General features: G+C 72.7%; 13 protein-coding genes. 5 read left to right on the top strand and 8 right to left on the bottom strand.

Features of this window, described 5'->3' with window-relative positions; genetic code table 11:
* Nucleotides 1-95 precede the first annotated feature (95 nt).
* From ACIP93_RS08515 to ACIP93_RS08495, 5 genes are all read left to right on the top strand, one after another.
* Nucleotides 96-1,106: a polyprenyl synthetase family protein gene (locus ACIP93_RS08515; RefSeq protein ID WP_401756841.1), complete on the top strand. Its 1,011-nt coding sequence runs from the start codon at nt 96-98 to the stop codon at nt 1,104-1,106.
* 292 nt (nt 1,107-1,398) lie between these two features.
* Nucleotides 1,399-2,643, top strand: a complete 1,245-nt coding sequence (locus tag ACIP93_RS08510; RefSeq protein ID WP_401757035.1) for an outer membrane lipoprotein carrier protein LolA — start codon at nt 1,399-1,401, stop codon at nt 2,641-2,643.
* 27 nt (nt 2,644-2,670) lie between these two features.
* A complete protein-coding gene (locus ACIP93_RS08505) occupies nt 2,671-3,717 on the top strand; it encodes an ABC transporter ATP-binding protein (RefSeq protein WP_401756840.1) in 1,047 nt (348 codons plus the stop codon).
* On the top strand, nt 3,704-4,579 hold the full coding sequence (locus ACIP93_RS08500; protein ID WP_401756838.1) for an ABC transporter permease: 876 nt from the start codon (nt 3,704-3,706) through the stop codon (nt 4,577-4,579). The genes ACIP93_RS08505 and ACIP93_RS08500 overlap by 14 nt, the downstream gene beginning before the upstream one ends.
* Nucleotides 4,580-4,795: 216 nt before the next feature.
* On the top strand, nt 4,796-5,386 hold the full coding sequence (locus tag ACIP93_RS08495; protein WP_345228994.1) for a TetR/AcrR family transcriptional regulator: 591 nt from the start codon (nt 4,796-4,798) through the stop codon (nt 5,384-5,386).
* Between the two features lie 109 nt (nt 5,387-5,495).
* On the opposite strand, the gene ACIP93_RS08490 is transcribed toward ACIP93_RS08495, so the two are convergent.
* The 8 genes from ACIP93_RS08490 to ACIP93_RS08455 form a co-directional block, all read right to left on the bottom strand.
* Nucleotides 5,496-6,851, bottom strand: coding sequence for a M28 family metallopeptidase (locus ACIP93_RS08490; RefSeq protein WP_401756836.1), 1,356 nt, complete (start codon nt 6,849-6,851; stop codon nt 5,496-5,498).
* Nucleotides 6,852-7,161: 310 nt separating this feature from the next.
* Nucleotides 7,162-8,763: a ribosomal protection-like ABC-F family protein gene (abc-f, locus tag ACIP93_RS08485; RefSeq protein ID WP_401756834.1), complete on the bottom strand. Its 1,602-nt coding sequence runs from the start codon at nt 8,761-8,763 to the stop codon at nt 7,162-7,164.
* 365 nt (nt 8,764-9,128) lie between these two features.
* A complete protein-coding gene (rarD, locus tag ACIP93_RS08480; RefSeq protein ID WP_401757033.1) occupies nt 9,129-10,049 on the bottom strand; it encodes an EamA family transporter RarD in 921 nt (306 codons plus the stop codon).
* A 226-nt stretch (nt 10,050-10,275) separates the two neighbouring features.
* Nucleotides 10,276-11,355, bottom strand: a complete 1,080-nt coding sequence (locus tag ACIP93_RS08475) for a 2-oxoacid:ferredoxin oxidoreductase subunit beta (RefSeq protein ID WP_401756833.1) — start codon at nt 11,353-11,355, stop codon at nt 10,276-10,278.
* Nucleotides 11,348-13,303 carry a 2-oxoacid:acceptor oxidoreductase subunit alpha gene (locus ACIP93_RS08470; protein WP_401756831.1) on the bottom strand — a complete coding sequence of 652 codons (1,956 nt, stop codon included), beginning with the start codon at nt 13,301-13,303 and terminating at the stop codon, nt 11,348-11,350. The genes ACIP93_RS08475 and ACIP93_RS08470 overlap by 8 nt, the downstream gene beginning before the upstream one ends.
* Before the next feature lie 261 nt (nt 13,304-13,564).
* Entirely contained in the window at nt 13,565-14,224 is a 660-nt protein-coding gene (locus ACIP93_RS08465) for a response regulator transcription factor (protein ID WP_189821375.1), read from the bottom strand.
* A 226-nt stretch (nt 14,225-14,450) separates the two neighbouring features.
* Complete coding sequence (locus tag ACIP93_RS08460; protein WP_401756829.1) at nt 14,451-15,767, bottom strand: sensor histidine kinase; 1,317 nt, start codon at nt 15,765-15,767, stop codon at nt 14,451-14,453.
* A gap of 212 nt (nt 15,768-15,979) precedes the next feature.
* Nucleotides 15,980-17,260, bottom strand: a complete 1,281-nt coding sequence (locus tag ACIP93_RS08455; RefSeq protein WP_401756827.1) for a sensor histidine kinase — start codon at nt 17,258-17,260, stop codon at nt 15,980-15,982.
* Between the last annotated feature and the right edge of the window lie 72 nt (nt 17,261-17,332).

The raw sequence follows: 17,332 nt of genomic DNA, 5'->3' as shown, positions 1-17,332 counted from the left end.
GGTGATCGAAAGTCGACGGGATAGGCTGACTTGTTAAGTGATGCCAGCGACAGATCGACAATCCGTTTGATCGTCAGCAGACAGGAGTAACCCTCGTGACCGTCGTCGGGCCGTTCGGACTGAGCGTGCGGGACCAGGCTCTTGAGACCGATGTCCAGACCGGACTGGCCGCCGTCGAGGAGGGGCTCCTCGACGCGACCAAGAGCGAGGTGCCGTTCATCACGGAGGCCGCGCAGCACCTCCTCCGCGCGGGCGGCAAGCGTTTCCGGCCGCTCCTGGTGATGCTGTCCTCGCAGTTCGGCGACCCGTACGCGCCCGGCGTCGTGCCGTCGGCGGTGGTGGTCGAGCTGACCCATCTGGCGACGCTGTACCACGACGACGTCATGGACGAGGCGGACGTGCGGCGCGGGGTGCCGAGCGCGAACTCGCGCTGGGGCAACTCGGTCGCGGTCCTCACCGGGGACTTCCTCTTCGCCCGCGCCTCGCACATCCTCGCGGACCTGGGGCCGGAGGCCGTACGCATCCAGGCGGAGGCGTTCGAACGCCTGGTCACCGGCCAGATCCTGGAGACGGCGGGCCCGCGCGACGGGCGCGACCCGATCGAGCACTACCTGGACGTCATGTCCGGCAAGACCGGCTCGCTGGCCGCCGTCTCCTGCCGCTTCGGCGCGATGATCTCGGGCGCCGACGAGAGCGTCGTCGACATCCTGACGCAGTACGGGGAGCGGCTCGGCACCGCCTTCCAGCTCGCCGACGACGTGCTGGACATCGCCAGCGACAGCCACGAGTCCGGCAAGACCCCCGGCACCGACCTGCGCGAGGGCATCCCCACCCTGCCGGTGCTGCACCTGCGGGCGATGGCCGCTGCGCAGGGGCGGCCCGAGGACGTCGAGCTGTGCGAGCTGCTCGACGGGGACCTGTCGGGCGACGCGGAGCTGGCGGAGGTGCTGCGCCGGCTGCGGGTGCACCCCGCCCTCGCGCAGGCCAGGCGGGACACCGTGCGGTACGCGGAGGAGGCCAGGGCGGCGCTGGCCCCGCTGCCGGACTGCTACGCGAAGTCGGCGCTGGCGGAGCTGTGCGACGCGGTGGTGCACCGGGCGGGATGAGGGCGCGGGGCCGTGGAGCCGGTCGCGGCGGCCGTGAGGCCGCCCGGGAAGGCCGCGCGGCAGCCCGGAGAGACCATGGACCGGGCGGGAACGCTGTAGGAGCCACCTGTTTTCTGTACCCCCTGGCGGGGGAGAAGCGGGTGGCTTCTGTCATCCCGTGGGTGTACGTGAGGTTGGTGCCGGGGGTTGACGTATCGCGGCCGGTGATTTGGTCTGATGGAGGGGCGCAGGGGAACACGGCAGTAACACGGCCGCCAACCACGGAGGTAGAGCACACATGGCACCGAACGGCATGGCACCGAACGACACGGCTCGGAGCACCACGGACACCACGGGCGGAGTGCGCCGCCGCAGGGCCGCGCGGTACGTCGTGCCGGTCGCGGTGGCGGGCGTCGCGGCGGCGACCATCGGGCTCGTCCCGGCCCTCGCCAGCGCGGGGGACCCCGACCTGCCGCAGCTCACCGCCCAGCAGCTCATCGAGAAGATCGCCGCGTCCGACACCGAGCAGCTCTCCGGCAACGTCAAGATCACCACGGATCTCGGCCTGCCGAACCTGGACGGGCTCGCCAAGCAGTTCGGCGGGGCCGAGGGCGCCAAGGGCAAGGGCTCCGGAGCCGACCCGCAGGCCCAGCTCACCAAGCTCGTCTCGGGCACGCACACGCTGCGCGTCGCGGCCGACGGCCCGGAGCGGCAGAAGGTCTCGATCCTGGACGACGCCGCCGAGTACAGCCTCATCCACAACGGCGACGAGGTCTGGGCGTACGACAGCGCCTCCAACGAGGCCTTCCACGCCAAGGCCCCCGAGTCCTCGGACGCCGCCAGGCCCGGCAAGCGGCAGAAGCTGCCCGAGGGGGCGCCGGCCACGCCCAAGGAGTTCGCCGAGCAAGCGCTGAAGATGGCCGGGAAGGACACCTCGGTCACCGTCGACGGCACCGCGCAGGTGGCCGGCCGGGACGCCTACCAGCTCAGCGTGAAGCCCAAGCAGTCCGGCTCCACGGTCTCCGACATACGGGTCGCGGTGGACGCGCGGACGGGGACGCCGCTGAAGTTCACGCTGCTGTCCACTGACGGCGGCAAGCCGGTCGTCGAGGCGGGCTTCACCAAGATCGACTTCGCCGCGCCGGCCGCGGGCACCTTCGACTTCACGCCGCCCAAGGGCGCGAAGGTCACCGAGGCCGACAAGCTGGACGGTCCGAAGAACCACCGGAACGACAAGGGCGCACCGGACTTCGGCCTCGGCAAGGAGCTCGGCAGGGGCGGCCCCGGTGACGTCAAGGTCATCGGCGAGGGCTGGACCTCGGTCGCCCAGCTCGGCGCCAAGAACGCCGCGCCCGCCGGGGGCAAGGGCAAGGACCAGTTGCCGCCGCAGGCCCAGGGCCTGATGGACTCGCTCGGCGCCAAGGTCTCCGGTTCGTTCGGCGAGGGCCGTGTCTTCTCGACCCGCCTGGTCAACGCCCTGATGACGGACGACGGCCGGGTGTTCGTCGGCGCGGTCACCAAGGACGCCCTGGTGAAGGCGGCCAACGAGGCCAAGTAGGCCCGACGCGGGAGGAGTGGGGATCGGATGGGGGACGGGCCGCCGTCGGCGGAAGGAGCGGCGGGCGGGGACGAACGGGTCCCGGCCCGCGGCGGACCGGTGATCGAGACCCGGGGGCTCACCAAGCGGTTCCGCGGTGGGCAGCTCGCCGTCGACGGGCTCGACCTGTCCGTCCCCGCCGGGAGCGTCTTCGGCTTCCTCGGGCCCAACGGCTCGGGGAAGACCACCACCATCCGCATGCTGATGGGGCTGATCGAACCGACCTCCGGCACGGCCCGGGTGCTGGGGCGGCCCATGCCGGCCGCCGCCAGGGCCGTACTGCCGAAGGTCGGAGCGCTCATCGAGGGGCCCGCACCGTACGGGTTCCTGTCCGGCCGCGACAACCTCCTGCGGTACGACAGCGCCGACCCCACCGCCGACCCGCGCACCCGCGGGGCGCGGGTGGCAGCGGCCCTGGACCGGGTCGGGCTGACGCCCGCGGCCGGAAAGAAGGCGCGGGCGTACTCGCTGGGGATGAAGCAGCGGCTCGGCCTCGCCGCCGCCCTGCTCCACCCCCGTGACCTGCTGGTTCTCGACGAGCCGACCAATGGCCTCGATCCGCAGGGGATGCGGGAGATCCGCGCCCTGGTGCGGGAGCTGGCCGGTGAGGGCACCACCGTCTTCCTCTCCTCCCACCTGCTCGACGAGATCGAGCAGGTGTGCACGCACGCCGCGGTGATGGCGAAGGGGCGGCTGGTCGTCCAGGGGCCGGTCGCCGAGCTGGCGGCGGGCGCGCGGGGACGGCTCGTGGTCACCACTCCCGATCCGGGCGAGGCGGTGCGGGTGCTCAAGGAGCACGGGGTGACGGACGTGGAGGCGGAGGAGGGACGGGTCACCGGCAGCCTCCCGGGGCCCGGGTCCGGTGCGGGGGCGTCCGGGTCCGAGGCGTCCGGGTCCGAGGCGTCCGGGCTCGCGGAGCTGAACGCCGCCCTGGTGCACGCCGGGGTGCGGGTCACCGGGTTCGGGGCCGAGCGGGCCTCGCTGGAGGACGCGTTCGTCGCGCTGACCGGGGAGGGCTTCGATGTCGCGGGCTGAGACGGCGACCCGGGAGCGGAGGGTGAGCCCGCTGTGGACGTTCGGGCTGCTGCGGTCCGAGCTCGCGGTGACCTTCCGGCGCTGGCGCACCCTGGTGCTGCTGGTCGTGCTGGCCGGCGTGCCCGTACTGATCGGCATCGCGATCAAGGTGGAGTCCAGCGGCTCCCCGGAGTCCGGCGGCGGTGGCGACGGGCCCGCCTTCTTCTCGCAGATCACCCAGAACGGGCTCTTCCTGGTCTTCGCCGCGCTCGCCGCCACGCTGCCGGTGTTCCTGCCGATGGCCGTCGGTGTCGTCGCGGGCGACGCGATCGCCGGTGAGGCGCATGCCGGGACCCTGCGCTACCTGCTGGTCGCACCCGCCGGAAGGACGCGGCTGCTGCTCGCCAAGTACGCGACCACCCTGGTGTTCTGCCTGGTCGCGACCCTGGTGGTGGCGGCGTCCGCGCTCGCGGTGGGGGCGCTGCTGTTCCCGGTCGGCGAGGTGATGACGATCTCCGGGGTGCCGATCGGCTTCGGGGAGGGGCTGCTGCGGGCCCTGGCGGTCGCCGTGGCCGTCGCCGTCTCGCTGACCGGGTTCGCGGCCATCGGGCTGTTCGTCTCGACGCTGACCAACAGCGGCATCGCGGCCATGGCGGCCACCGTCGGACTGCTGATCACCGTCCAGATCCTCGACACGATTCCGCAGCTCGACGCGCTCGGCCCCTACCTCTTCCCGCACTACTGGCTGTCCTTCGCGGACCTGCTGCGCGAGCCGGTCCACTGGGACGAGCTGGGGAAGAACCTCGCGATGCAGGGCGTGTACGCGGCGGTGTTCGGGTCGGCTGCGTGGGCGCGGTTCACCGGCCGGGACATCACGGTCTGAGCCGCGCCCCGGAGGCGAGGAGGGCCGGAGGGGGAGCGGGCCGGGCCCGCACACTCCCCTCCGGCGTACGGGACCGGCCCTGAGCCTGTGCCGTGCCGAGCCGTCCCCCGATGCGGCTCGACACGACACGGACCGTTCCCCCTCGGTTCGCTATTGTTGGAGTCTGTCCTTCCGCTGTCAATACGCGTCGTACCGCCGCCCGGATACACTCCCCGCGTGAGCGCGACGCCTCCCAACCCGCAACGGCGCAGCGAGCGGTCCCGGCAGGCGATCCTCGCGGCAGCCATCGAGCTGTGCACGGAGAAGGGATACGTCGGAGTCACGGTCGAGGCGATCGCCGCCCGGGCGGGCGTCAGCAAGAAGACGATCTACCGCTGGTGGCCCTCGAAAGGCTTCGTCCTGCTGGAGGCCCTGGCCCAGCGCACCGACTCGCACGCGCCGTTCCCGGACACCGGCCACCTCGCCGCCGACCTCTACGCGCAGATGACCGGCGTGGTCCGGTTGCTGACCACACCGCCCTTCGGACCGGCGTACATCGGCATCCTCTCGGAGCTGCACCACGACCCGGAGCTCACCGCGGCCGTTCACGAACAATTCATCACCCCGCGCTTCACCGCCGCCGTGAACCGCCTCAAGAGCGCCCAGCGGCAGGGCCGGCTGTCCGCGGACGCCGACCTGGAGCTGGCGGTCGAGCTGCTCTACGGCCCGCTCTACTACCGGTACGCCCTGCGCAAACCGGCGCACACCGCCGAGCGGATGGCGGAGCTGGTCGACCACGTGCTGCGGACGCTGGACTGCCGCCCCTGACGCGGTCGTGTCGCGCGTCGGGGGCGGCAGGGTTCAGTGTCGTGCTCGGGTCACCGGGCCACCGGCCCGCCCGGTTCGCCGGCTCATGCGGTTCGCCGGCTCACGCGGCTCAGAAGGTGAGCTTCCAGCTGTTCAGCGTGCCGGTGTCCTGCGCCGCGACGTCCTGGACGCGCAGCTTCCACGTCCCGTTCGCCGCCTCGCTGGAGGCGTTCACCGTGTACGTCGCCACGATGTCGTCCGCCGAGTCGCTGCCGGAGTTCTTCAGCCGGTACGCGGTCCCGTCCGGGGCGAGCAGGTCGAGGACCAGGTCGCCGCGGTAGGTGTGCTTGATGTTCACCGACACCTTGAGCGTGGCGGGCGCGTTGCCGGTGCGGCCCGCGACGGCGATCGACGAGGTCACGGCCGCGCCGGCGTCGGGGATCGCCACCGGGGTGGTGTTCTCGTAGTCCGTGCCCGGGGGAGTGGTGCCGCCCGCCGACAGGGTCCACAGCGCGTGCGCGATCGCGTCGCTGTTGCGGTCCAGGGCGGTGTCGTTGATGTTCGTCAGGCTGTCGCACGAGGAGTGGTAGCAGCGGTCGAAGGCCTGGCCGGAGGTGCCGCCCCACTTCTGCGCCTGCGCCGCCGACTTGGTCCGGCTGGCCCCGGTGAACAGGCCGCCGACCGGAATGCCGACGTTCTTGAAGCTGGCGTGGTCGCTGCGGCCGTCGCCCTCGGTCTCGATCTCGGTCGGCACGCCCAGGCCCGTGTAGAAGTCCTTGAAGGTCTTCTCGATGGTCGGGTCGTCGTCGTAGACGAAGTAGCCCGGGTTCGGCGAGCCGATCATGTCGAAGTTGAGGTAGCCCGCGAACTTCGCGCGCTCGGTCGACGGGAGGCCGTTGACGTACGCCTTCGAGCCGATCAGTCCCAGCTCCTCCGCGCCCCACCAGCCGAAACGCAGGTGCTTGTCCGGCTTCAACTGGGCGCGGGAGACGGCGAGCGCGGCCTCCAGGACGGCTGCGGAGCCGGACCCGTTGTCGTTGATCCCGGCCCCGGAGGACACGGAGTCCAGGTGCGCGCCGGCCATCAGGACCTTGTTCGGGTCGCCGCCCGGCCAGTCGGCGATCAGGTTGTAGCCGGTGGCGCCGCTGGCGGTGAAGGTCTGCACCGAGGTGGTGAACCCGGCCGCGTCCAGCTTGGCCTTCACGTAGTCGATGGACGCCTTGTAACCGGCGCGGCCGTGCGCGCGGTTGCCGCCGTTGGCGGCGGCTATCTGGGAGAACTGGGAGAGGTGCGCCTTGACGTTGGCGAGCGGGATGTCGGGGGCGGCGACCGCCGCCGTCGTGCGGGTGGGAGCGGGCGCCGCGGCGGTCGCACCGGCGGTGGTGGCGAGCAGACCGGTCACGGCGAGCGCGGACACGGCCGCGACGCGCAGGGCGCCGGGCCGGGGCGTGCCGGATCTGCTGCGGGTGAAGGCGGAGAGCGTCATGTGGGGGCTCCGGATTCCGAACGGGGACGGGACGGAAACGTACGAGAACTGGCCGAACAGGTGGGTCTGGTACGGCAGTTGAGCGGTGACGCGTGCGCTGTGCGTGCTGATGTTCAGCGAGAGTTCGTGTCACCGTCAAGAGCGGGTTCCGGTCAGGTGTGTTCGGATAGCGGAACGGGGTGATCGGGAACGGTCGCGCGGGGCGTCGTGCGACCCGGGCGGCGGGAGCGGCGGGCGCCGGGCCGACCGGCCGGTGCGCATCCGACGCGTCCGGCCGGCACCCCCTCACGTCGCGGACATCACCCGCCCCTCACGTCGCGGACACCACCCGCCCGTCCGCCAACTCCAGCTCCGTGCCCGTGAATCCGCTCCGGAAGCGGCGGTCGTGCGAGACGACCACCACCGCGCCCGGATACGCCGCCAGCGCCTGCTCCAGTTCCTCCACCAGGGCGAGCGCGATGTGGTTCGTCGGTTCGTCCAGTACGAGGAGGTCGGCGGGCCGTGACACCAGCCGGGCCAGCTCCAGACGGCGGCGCTGGCCGACGGACAGGGCCGAGACCGCTACGGAGAGATCGGCGGGCCGGAACAGCCCGAGCGCGAGCAGCTCCTCCGCGTACTCCTCGGGAAGGCCGGGCCGCCCGGCGGCGAACGCGGCGAGCAGGGGCCGCCGGTCGTCGGAGCGGTCGGGCTCCTGGTGCAGGTGTCCCAGGTTCTCGGGTCGTACGACGGTCCCCGTGTCCGGCGCGAGGTCCCCGGCGAGCACGCGCAGCAGCGTGGACTTGCCCGCGCCGTTGGGGCCCGAGACGAGCAGGCGTTCACCGGGCTTGACGATCAGCTCGGGCAGGTGGAGGCGGCCGGCGACGACGATGTCCCGCAACTCGGCCACGGTGGGCGGCTGTTTCCCGGCCGTCCGCAGTTCCACGTGGAACGAAAGCGGAACGGGCGGGGCCGGTACGGGGTGGGCCCGCAGCGCCTCCAGGCGCCGACGGGCTTCGCGCACGCGGCCGGACAGCTTGGCCTCGCTGGACCTGCGGTGCTTGCCGAAGCCCTGACCGGGGTCCTTGCCGGTGGCGGCGAGCCGTTGGCCCGCGGCTGCCACCAGGGCTTCGGTGGAGGCCAGTTCGTCGGTCCACTGCTGGTGCTCCTGCGCCCAGCGGGCCCGCGCGGCGGCCTTCGCGGTGCGGTAGCCCTGCCAGCCGTCGCCGTACCGGGTGACCGCGGCCAGGTCGCGGTCCACCTCCCAGACGGTGTCGGTGACCCGCTCCAGGAAGGCCCGGTCGTGCGTCACCGCGAGGACGGTGCCGCGGTGGGCGCGCAGCCGGTCCTCCAGCCAGGCGGTGGCGGGCCGGTCGAGGTGGTTGGTCGGCTCGTCGAGGAGGAGGAGTTCGGGGTCGGCGGCCAGTACGCAGGCCAGCGCGAGCCGGGACTGCTCGCCGCCGGAGAGGGAACCGAGGGCGCGGTCCCGGGTGATCCGGGCCAGGCCCAGGTGGTGCAGGGCGGAGTCGACGCGGGCGTCGGCCTCGTAGCCGCCGCGGTCCTGGTAGGCGGCGAGGAGGTCGCCGTAGGCGTCCAGGGTGGCGTCGGTCAGGTCTGCTTCCGCCGCGCGCAGCGCCGCTTCGAGGGCGCGCAGGTCGGCGAGGGCGGTGTCGACGGCGTCCTGGACGGTGAGGTGGCCGGGGAGGGCGAGGGTCTGGGCGAGATGGCCGACGCCGCCGGGGAAGGCGACGGTGACCTCGCCCTCGTCGGGGGCGAGCTCGCCGGCGATCAGGCGCAGGAGGGTGGTCTTTCCGGAACCGTTCTCGCCGACGACCGCGGCCTTCTCGCCGGGGCGCAGGGAGAGGTCGACGCGGTCGAGGACGGTGCGGTCGCCGAAGGTCTTGGAGACGGCGTGGAGGGAGAGCTGGGCGGGCATGGAGGTCCCCTGGGGAGGCGTGTCTACGGGCTGCGATTCCTCGTGCGGGTACGCGGGCGCGGGCACGCGGGGGCGGCGGGGGAGGGGTGAGACCCTTCGACCCCGGCGCACGGGTGTCCGCGTGCGGCGCGTTCGCGGGAGGAATTACAGGAAGTAGAAGTGCCTGGCCATGCTTCGAGGCTAGCGCGGGGGGTGTGGATCTGTCCCCCGCATTTCCCGCCGGGGGCGGGGGAGTGAGGCGTCGCACGTGCGGGTGCGAGGTGGCTGAGCCGTTGTCTGTGCGGGTGCGTCGTGGCTGGTCGCGCGGTTCCCCGGGCCTCTGACGGCATGCCCTCCGGGCAGCCGTCCCCGTCCCCGGGCACGTCCTACCGGCCGGGCCCCGCCACCGCTCCCGGTTCGGCGACCGGGACGGGCTCGGCCGGCGCGGGTCCCGCCAGGGCCCGTGCGCGCGCCGCCCGCGCCCCCCGGGCCGTCCGGATCGCGTCCCACGTCAGCAGCGTCAGCGCCAGCCACACCAGCGCGAACCCCGCCCACCTCTCCAGCGGCATCTCCTCCCGGAAGTACACGACCCCGAGCACGAACTGGAACACCGGCGCCAGATACTGCAGCAGCCCCAGTGTGGACAGCGGCACCCGCACCGCCGCCGCCCCGAAGCAGACCAGCGGCACCGCCGTCACCAGCCCCGTCGCCACCAGCAGCGACGCGTGCCCGACCCCGTGCCCGCCGAAGGCGAGACCCCCCGAGGCGCCGAGGAAGAGCAGATAGCCCAGCGCGGGCAGGAAGAGCACGGCGGTCTCGGCGGCCAGCGACTCCAGGCCGCCCAGGTTCACCTTCTTCTTGACCAGGCCGTACGTCGCGAAGGAGAAGGCCAGGACCAGGGAGATCCACGGCGGCTGCCCGTACCCGACGGCCAGGACCAGCACCGCCGCCGCCCCGATCCCGACCGCCGTCCACTGCAGGGGCCGCATCCGTTCGCCCAGCAGCAGGACGCCCATCGCGATGGTGACCAGGGGGTTGATGAAGTAGCCCAGCGACGCCTCCACCACGTGGCCGGAGTTGACCGACCAGATGTACAGGCCCCAGTTGACGGTGATGACGGCCGCCGCCAGGGCTATCAGGCCCAGCTTCTCCGGCCGGCGCAGCAGTTCGCGGATCCAGGCCCAGCGCCGTACGAAGAGCAGGGCGATCACGACCACGCCCAGGGACCACACCATCCGGTGCGCCAGGATCTCGACCGCCCCGGCCGGCTTCAGCAGCGGCCAGAAGAGGGGGACGACGCCCCACATCCCGTACGCCCCGACCCCGTACAGCAATCCCGTCCGCTGTTCGTTCTTCTCCTGCTCCACCGGCCTGGCCTCCCGCCCCGAAACACACCCTGACGTCCGAAGGTAAGCCCGCCCGACCCCGCATGTCATGCCCGTCCCGCGATACGGTCATGACCGCCCGGCGGCTTCCGGAAGCACGAAAGGGCGCCCGGTCGCGCGGACCGGACGCCCCCAGGCGCGGACGGGGTCAGCCGACGACCGTCCAGGTGTCCTTGCCCGCCAGGAGCGCCCCCAGGTCGCCCTTGCCGTCGCGCTCGACCGCGGCGTCCAACTGGTCCGCCATGAGCGTGTCGTACACCGGGCGCTCGACCGAGCGGAAGACGCCGATCGGGGTGTGGTGCAGGGTGTCGGGGTCGGCGAGCCGGGAGAGTGCGAAGGCCGTGGTCGGGGAGGCCGAGTGGGCGTCGTGGACCAGGATCTGCGACTGGTTCTCCTCGGTCACCGCGACGACCTTCAGGTCACCGGTCCGCTGGTCGCGTACGACGCCCTTCGAGCCCTCCGCGCCGAAGCGGATCTGCTCGCCGTGCGTCAGCCGGATGACCGCCTCCTCCGCCTGCTGCTTGTCCTTGAGGACCTCGAAGGCGCCGTCATTGAAGATGTTGCAGTTCTGGTAGATCTCGACGAGGGCGGTGCCCGGGTGGTCGGCGGCCTGGCGCAGTACCTCGGTGAGGTGCTTGCGGTCGGAGTCGACGGTGCGCGCGACGAAGGACGCTTCGGCGCCGATGGCGAGCGACACCGGGTTGAAGGGGGCGTCGAGCGAGCCCATCGGGGTGGACTTGGTGATCTTGCCGACCTCGGAGGTGGGGCTGTACTGGCCCTTGGTGAGGCCGTAGATCCGGTTGTTGAACAGCAGGATCTTGAGGTTGACGTTGCGGCGCAGGGCGTGGATGAGGTGGTTGCCGCCGATGGAGAGGGCGTCGCCGTCGCCGGTGACGACCCAGACGCTCAGGTCGCGGCGGGAGGAGGCCAGTCCGGTCGCGATGGCCGGGGCGCGGCCGTGGATCGAGTGCATCCCGTAGGTGTTCATGTAGTACGGGAAGCGGGAGGAGCAGCCGATGCCCGAGACGAAGACGATGTTCTCCTTCGCCAGGCCGAGTTCGGGCATGAAGCCCTGGACGGCGGCGAGGACCGCGTAGTCGCCGCAGCCGGGGCACCAGCGCACTTCCTGGTCGGACTTGAAGTCCTTCATGGACTGCTTCGCCTCGGCCCGCGGGACCAGTGACAGGAGTGTCCTGCCGGTCTGCTCCTGGGTCGTCGTCTCAGTCATCGATGGCCTCCTTGAGGGCCGTTGCGAGCTGCTCGGCCTTGAACGGCATTCCGTTGACCTGGTTGTAGGAGAGTGCGTCCACGAGGTACTTGGCGCGGATCAGCGTGGCGAGCTGGCCGAGGTTCATCTCGGGGACGACCACCTTGTCGTAACGCCTCAGGACCTCTTCGAGATTCCTCGGGAAGGGGTTCAGGTGGCGCAGGTGGGCCTGTGCGATGGGCCGGCCCTCCGCGCGCAGCCGGCGTACGGCGGCGGTGATCGGGCCGTACGTCGAGCCCCAGCCGAGGACGAGGGTGCGGGCGTTCGCCGGGTCGTCGACCTCGACGTCGGGGACCGCGATGCCGTCGATCTTGGCCTGGCGGGTGCGGACCATGAAGTCGTGGTTGGCCGGGTCGTAGGAGATGTTGCCGGTGCCGTCCTGCTTCTCGATGCCGCCGATGCGGTGTTCGAGGCCGGGGGTGCCGGGCACCGCCCAGGGGCGGGCCAGGGTTTCCGGGTCGCGCTTGTACGGCCAGAAGACCTCGGTGCCGTCGGCCAGGGTGTGGTTGGGGCCGGTCGCGAACCGCACCCGCAGGTCGGGGAGTTCGTCGACCTCGGGAACCCGCCAGGGCTCCGAGCCGTTGGCCAGGTAACCGTCGCTCAGCAGGAAGACCGGGGTGCGGTAGGTCAGCGCGATCCTCGCCGCGTCGATCGCCGCGTCGAAGCAGTCGGCGGGCGTGCGCGGTGCGACGACCGGCACCGGGGCCTCGCCGTTGCGCCCGTACATGGCCTGGAGCAGGTCCGCCTGTTCGGTCTTGGTGGGCAGTCCGGTGGAGGGGCCGCCGCGCTGGATCGCCACGACGAGCAGCGGCAGCTCCAGGCTGACCGCGAGGCCGATGGTCTCGGACTTCAGGGCGACGCCGGGACCCGAGGTGGTGGTCACCGCGAGCTGCCCGCCGAACGCGGCCCCCAGCGCGGCGCCGATCGCGGCGATCTCGTCCTCGGCCTGGAAGGTCCGTACGCCGAAGTTCTTGTGCCTGGAGAGCTCGTGCAGGATGTCGGAGGCCGGGGTGATCGGGTACGAGCCGAGGTAGAGCGGCAGGTCCGCCTGGTGCCCGGCCGCGATCAGGCCGTACGCCAGGGCCAGGTTCCCGGAGATGTTGCGGTACGTGCCCGGGGGGAAGGCGGTGGTGGCCGGGGCCACCTCGTAGCTCACCGCGAAGTCCTCGGTGGTCTCGCCGAAGTTCCAGCCCGCCCGGAACGCGGCCACGTTCGCCTCGGCGATGTCGGGCTTCTTGGCGAACTTCTGCCGCAGGAACGCCTCCGTGCCCTCGGTGGGACGGTGGTACATCCAGCTCAGCAGACCCAGCGCGAACATGTTCTTGCTGCGGCCCGCGTCCTTGCGGGAGAGCCCGAAGTCCTTCAGGGCCTCGACGGTGAGCGTGGTCAGCGGCACCGGGTGGACGCTGTAGCCGTCCAGCGAGCCGTCCTCCAGCGGGGAGGTCTCGTACCCCACCTTGGCCATCGGGCGCTTGGTGAACTCGTCGGTGTTGATGATGATCTCGGCCCCGCGCGGCACATCGGCGATGTTCGCCCGCAGCGCGGCCGGGTTCATCGCCACCAGCACGTTCGGGGCGTCGCCCGGGGTGAGGATGTCGTGGTCGGCGAAGTGGAGCTGGAACGACGAGACGCCGGGCAGGGTGCCGGCGGGGGCGCGGATCTCGGCCGGGAAGTTCGGCAGGGTCGACAGGTCGTTGCCGAACGACGCGGTCTCCGACGTGAAGCGGTCGCCGGTGAGCTGCATGCCGTCACCGGAGTCGCCCGCGAAGCGGATGATCACCCGGTCCAGGCGGCGGACTTCCTTCGCTGCCGGGGGCGCCGGGGGCCGCTGGTCCCCGCCTGCTGGGGGCCGGTTGTCCCCGTCGTTCCCGTCGGCCTGCTCGGCCGGGCTACTGACCTGGCTGGTCACTGAACTGGACCTCCCTCAGAGGCGGCTGTTCCGGGGCGGCCGGCCGACCGGCCACCCGTGGCCACCCTACGTCCGCACGGGGTGGCAACCGGGGGGTGCTCAGGGATCGGACGTGCTTTTGAGACACCGGACTGTCCTGATGCCGCACGGCCGCACCCCCCCTGGCTCCCCCTCCGGGTACCCCCGGAAGGGGAGACGCCCCGGCCCGTCCCGCGGTTCTGGTTCCGGGGCCCGCCGCGGCGGCACCCCGGTCCCCGCAGGTCAGGAGTTGAGGTAGGTGAGCACCGCCAGCACCCGGCGGTGGTCCCCGACGCTCGGCGAGAGGCCCAGCTTCAGGAAGATGTTGCTCACGTGCTTCTCCACCGCGCCGTCGCTCACCACGAGCTGCTTGGCGATCGCCGAGTTGGTCCGCCCCTCGGCCATCAGGCCGAGGACCTCCCGCTCGCGCGGGGTCAGCCCCGCGAGCACGTCCTGCTTGCGGCTGCGCCCCAGCAACTGGGCCACCACCTCGGGGTCCAGGGCCGTACCGCCCCTGGCCACCCGTACGACGGCGTCCACGAACTCGCGCACCTCGGCGACGCGGTCCTTCAGCAGATAGCCGACCCCGGTGCTGGACCCGGCGAGCAGTTCGGTGGCGTACTGCTCCTCCACGTACTGCGACAGCACCAGCACCCCGATGCCGGGATGGTCCCTGCGCAGCCGCACCGCGGCCCGCACCCCCTCGTCGGTGTGCGTCGGCGGCATCCGCACGTCCGCCACCACCACGTCCGGCAGCTCCCCCTGCGCGGCGAGGTCCGCGACCGTCTTGACCAGCGCCTCCCCGTCACCGACCCCCGCGACCACGTCATGGCCGAGGTCGGTCAGCAACCGGGTCAGACCCTCCCGGAGCAGCACCGAGTCCTCGGCGATGACCACGCGCACCCTGTCTCCCACGACCACGTCTCTTCCTGCCCCCAGTAACCGGCGGACCGCACGCGCGATCCGTGTCGCGGACCGCACATGCGACCCGTGTCGCGGACCGCACACGCGATCCGCTCAGGGGCCAGCATCCCAGCATCCGAACCGTCGTGCCCCCGTGTGCGCGCCCGCGCACGCACGAACCGGGCCCCCCGGACGGATCCGGAGGGCCCGCGTCACGGGTCGGGGCTCAGCCCCGCCACGGCAGTTCGGCGGTGACGGTGGTCGGGCCGCCCACCGGGGAGTCCACCACCAGAACCCCGTCCACGGCGTCCAGCCGCTCACCCAGCCCGGCGAGACCCGAGCCGCGCGAGGCGTCCGCGCCGCCCCGCCCGTCGTCGGAGACCTGGAGCATCAGACGCCCGTCGGCGGCCCACACGTCGACCGAGGCACGGGTGGCCCGGGCGTGCTTGCTCACGTTCTGGAGCAGCTCCGAGACGGTGAAGTACGCGATGCCCTCGATCGCCGCCGCCGGGCGGGCCGGCAGGTCCACCTCCACCTGCACCGGCACCGTGCAGCGCGAGGCGATGGCGGACAGCGCCGCGTCCAGACCCCGGTCGGTGAGGACCGCCGGGTGGATGCCACGGGCCAGGTCGCGCAGCTCCTGAAGGGCGACCTTCACCTCGCCGTGCGCCTCGTCGACCATCCTCGCGGCGGCCTCCGGGTCCTCGGTCAGCTTCTCCTTCGCCAGCCCCAGGTCCATGGCCAGCGCCACCAGGCGGGCCTGTGCCCCGTCGTGCAGGTCGCGCTCGATACGGCGCAGGTCGGCGGCGGCGGTGTCCACGACCACGCCCCGGTCCGACTCCAGCTCGCTGACCCGGTGGTCCAGCGCGGACGCCCCGAGCAGCGCGGACACCGCGAACCGGTCCACGGACACCAGCGCCCGGGTCACCCACGGTGCGGCCAGCAGGACCACCAGGCCGACCGCGCTGGTCAGCAGCATGGCCACGGGCGCGTCGAGGCGGACCTCGTGGGACAGGTCGGTGTAGAGCAGGACGCCGCCGTCACCGGGGGCGGTCCAGGCGTACAGCGGATACGTGAACCCGGCCAGCCCGACGGACCAGAACACCGTCGCCACCACGAAGGAGAAGATCGCCCACGGCAGGTGCAGGAAGCCGTACAGCAGGTGCCGCCAGGACACGCCGGACTTCAGCACCGCCCCGATCCAGCCCATCACCCCCGGCTTGGCCCCGCGCGCCGGACGCGGCGGCGCCACGTCCAGGCCGAGCAGCGCTCGCGCCCGCTCCCGCTCCACCGCGCCGAGGCCGCGCATCGCCATCAGGCCGCCCGCCAGCAACGGGATGCCGATGAAGGTGACCAGCAGGCCGGCCCCGAGCGAGAGGGTGGTGGCCGCGAGGGAGAAGCCGACGAAGGCGAGCGGCAGGCCGACCAGTACGTAGGCCAGCTCCCGCCAGGCGCGGCCCTCGAACGGCGCACGCAGCACCGCCGGGACGCGGTGCCGCCGGGGCAGGTGTTCCCGGGTGCGGGGTGCGTAGTCCGTGGCCATGATTCGGGTCCGTTTCCTCAGGGGGCTCGTCGGCGGCGGGGCGCCGCGCGGGGGGTGCCGGCGGGGTGCCGGGCGGGGGGTGCCGGTGGGGTGCCGGGGGGGGGAGTGCCAGGCGGGGTCGTACCAAGACTGCACTGGCCGGGCGGGCGGAGCCGTGCCGGACGGTGCCTTCCCAGACTGCCCCCGCCCGGCGGTGCGGACCATGCGGTCAGTCACCGTCTCTTACGGGGGTTTTCCCTACCGGCACCGCCGGCACCGGCTCCGGCACCGGCCCCCGCGCCGCTCCCGGCCGTGCGCGGCCGCCAGGGCAGCTCGGCCGTCACCGTGGTGCCCGCGCCGGGCGGCGAGTCCACCGTGAACAGCCCGTCCACCGCGCCCAGCCGCTCCGCGAGCCCGGACATCCCTGTGCCGCCGTCCAGCCGGGCCCCGCCGCGCCCGTCGTCCCGTACCTGGATCAGCAGCCGGGGACCCGACCGCCACACCTCCACCGTCGCCGTACGCGCCCCGCTGTGCTTGCTGACGTTCTGGAGCAGCTCCGAGACGGTGAAGTACGCGATGCCCTCGATGGCCTCCGCCGGCCGCTCGGCCAGCTCGGCGCTGACCTTCACCGGCACCGTGCAGCGCGAGGCGATCGCGGAGAGGGCGGCGTCCAGGCCCCGGTCGGTGAGCACCGCCGGATGGATGCCCCGGGCCAGGTCCCGCAGCTCCTGCAGAGCGAGCTTCACCTCGCCGTGCGCCTCGCCGACCATCAGCGCCGCCGCCTCCGGGTCCTCCAGCAGCTTCTCCTTGGCGAGCCCGAGCCCCATCGCGAGGGCCACCAGCCGGGCCTGCGCCCCGTCGTGCAGGTCGCGTTCGATGCGCCGCAGGTCGGCGGCGGCGGTGTCCACCACGACGCCCCGGTCCGATTCCAGCTCCGCGATACGCCGCTCCAGCTCACCGGAGGGGAACAGCAGCCCGCGCACCATCGTCCGGTCGACGTTGGTCAGGCCCCGCACCACGAAGCCGAGCACCGGCCACAGCAGGAGGAGGCTCACCAGCGTCACCGCGAACGTCAGTACGCCCCACGGCAGCCGGACCACCGAGTACAGGATGCTCCGCCAGGCCACCGGGTCCTTCAGCGTCGACCACAGCCACGGGAAGAAGCCGTGCTGCGCGCGCGCCGCCCGCAGCGGACTCGGCTCCTCCACCCGCACCCCCAGCAGCGCGCGCGCCCGGGCCCGCTCCCAGCGGCCGAGCCCGCGCGCGCCCGTCAATCCGGCGGCCAGCAACGGCAGCCCGACCACCGTCACGGACAGCGCGACGCCGAAGGCGACGACGAGCACCGCGTACACGAAGCCCACCAGTGCCAGGGGGAGGTCGAGCAGCAGTTGCCCGACCTCCTTCCAGGTCTGCTTGCCGTACGCGAAGGCGGCGGGAGGTGGGAGCGGCGCGTCGGGAGGGGACGACGGGGGCGGCGGAGAGCCGGGCGGGTACGCACCGGGGCTGGCGGTCATGGCACAAGCCTGCCGGGTGCGGTCACCCCGCCGCCATGGGGTGGGCGTGTCACCGGGGGTGGGGACAACCCC

Source organism: Streptomyces sp. NPDC088745, assembly GCF_044751045.1.
Taxonomy (GTDB): Bacteria; Actinomycetota; Actinomycetes; order Streptomycetales; family Streptomycetaceae; genus Streptomyces; species Streptomyces cremeus.
The sequence above is the reverse complement of the archived record's forward strand: the minus strand, read 5'-3'. Positions and strand labels throughout refer to the sequence as shown.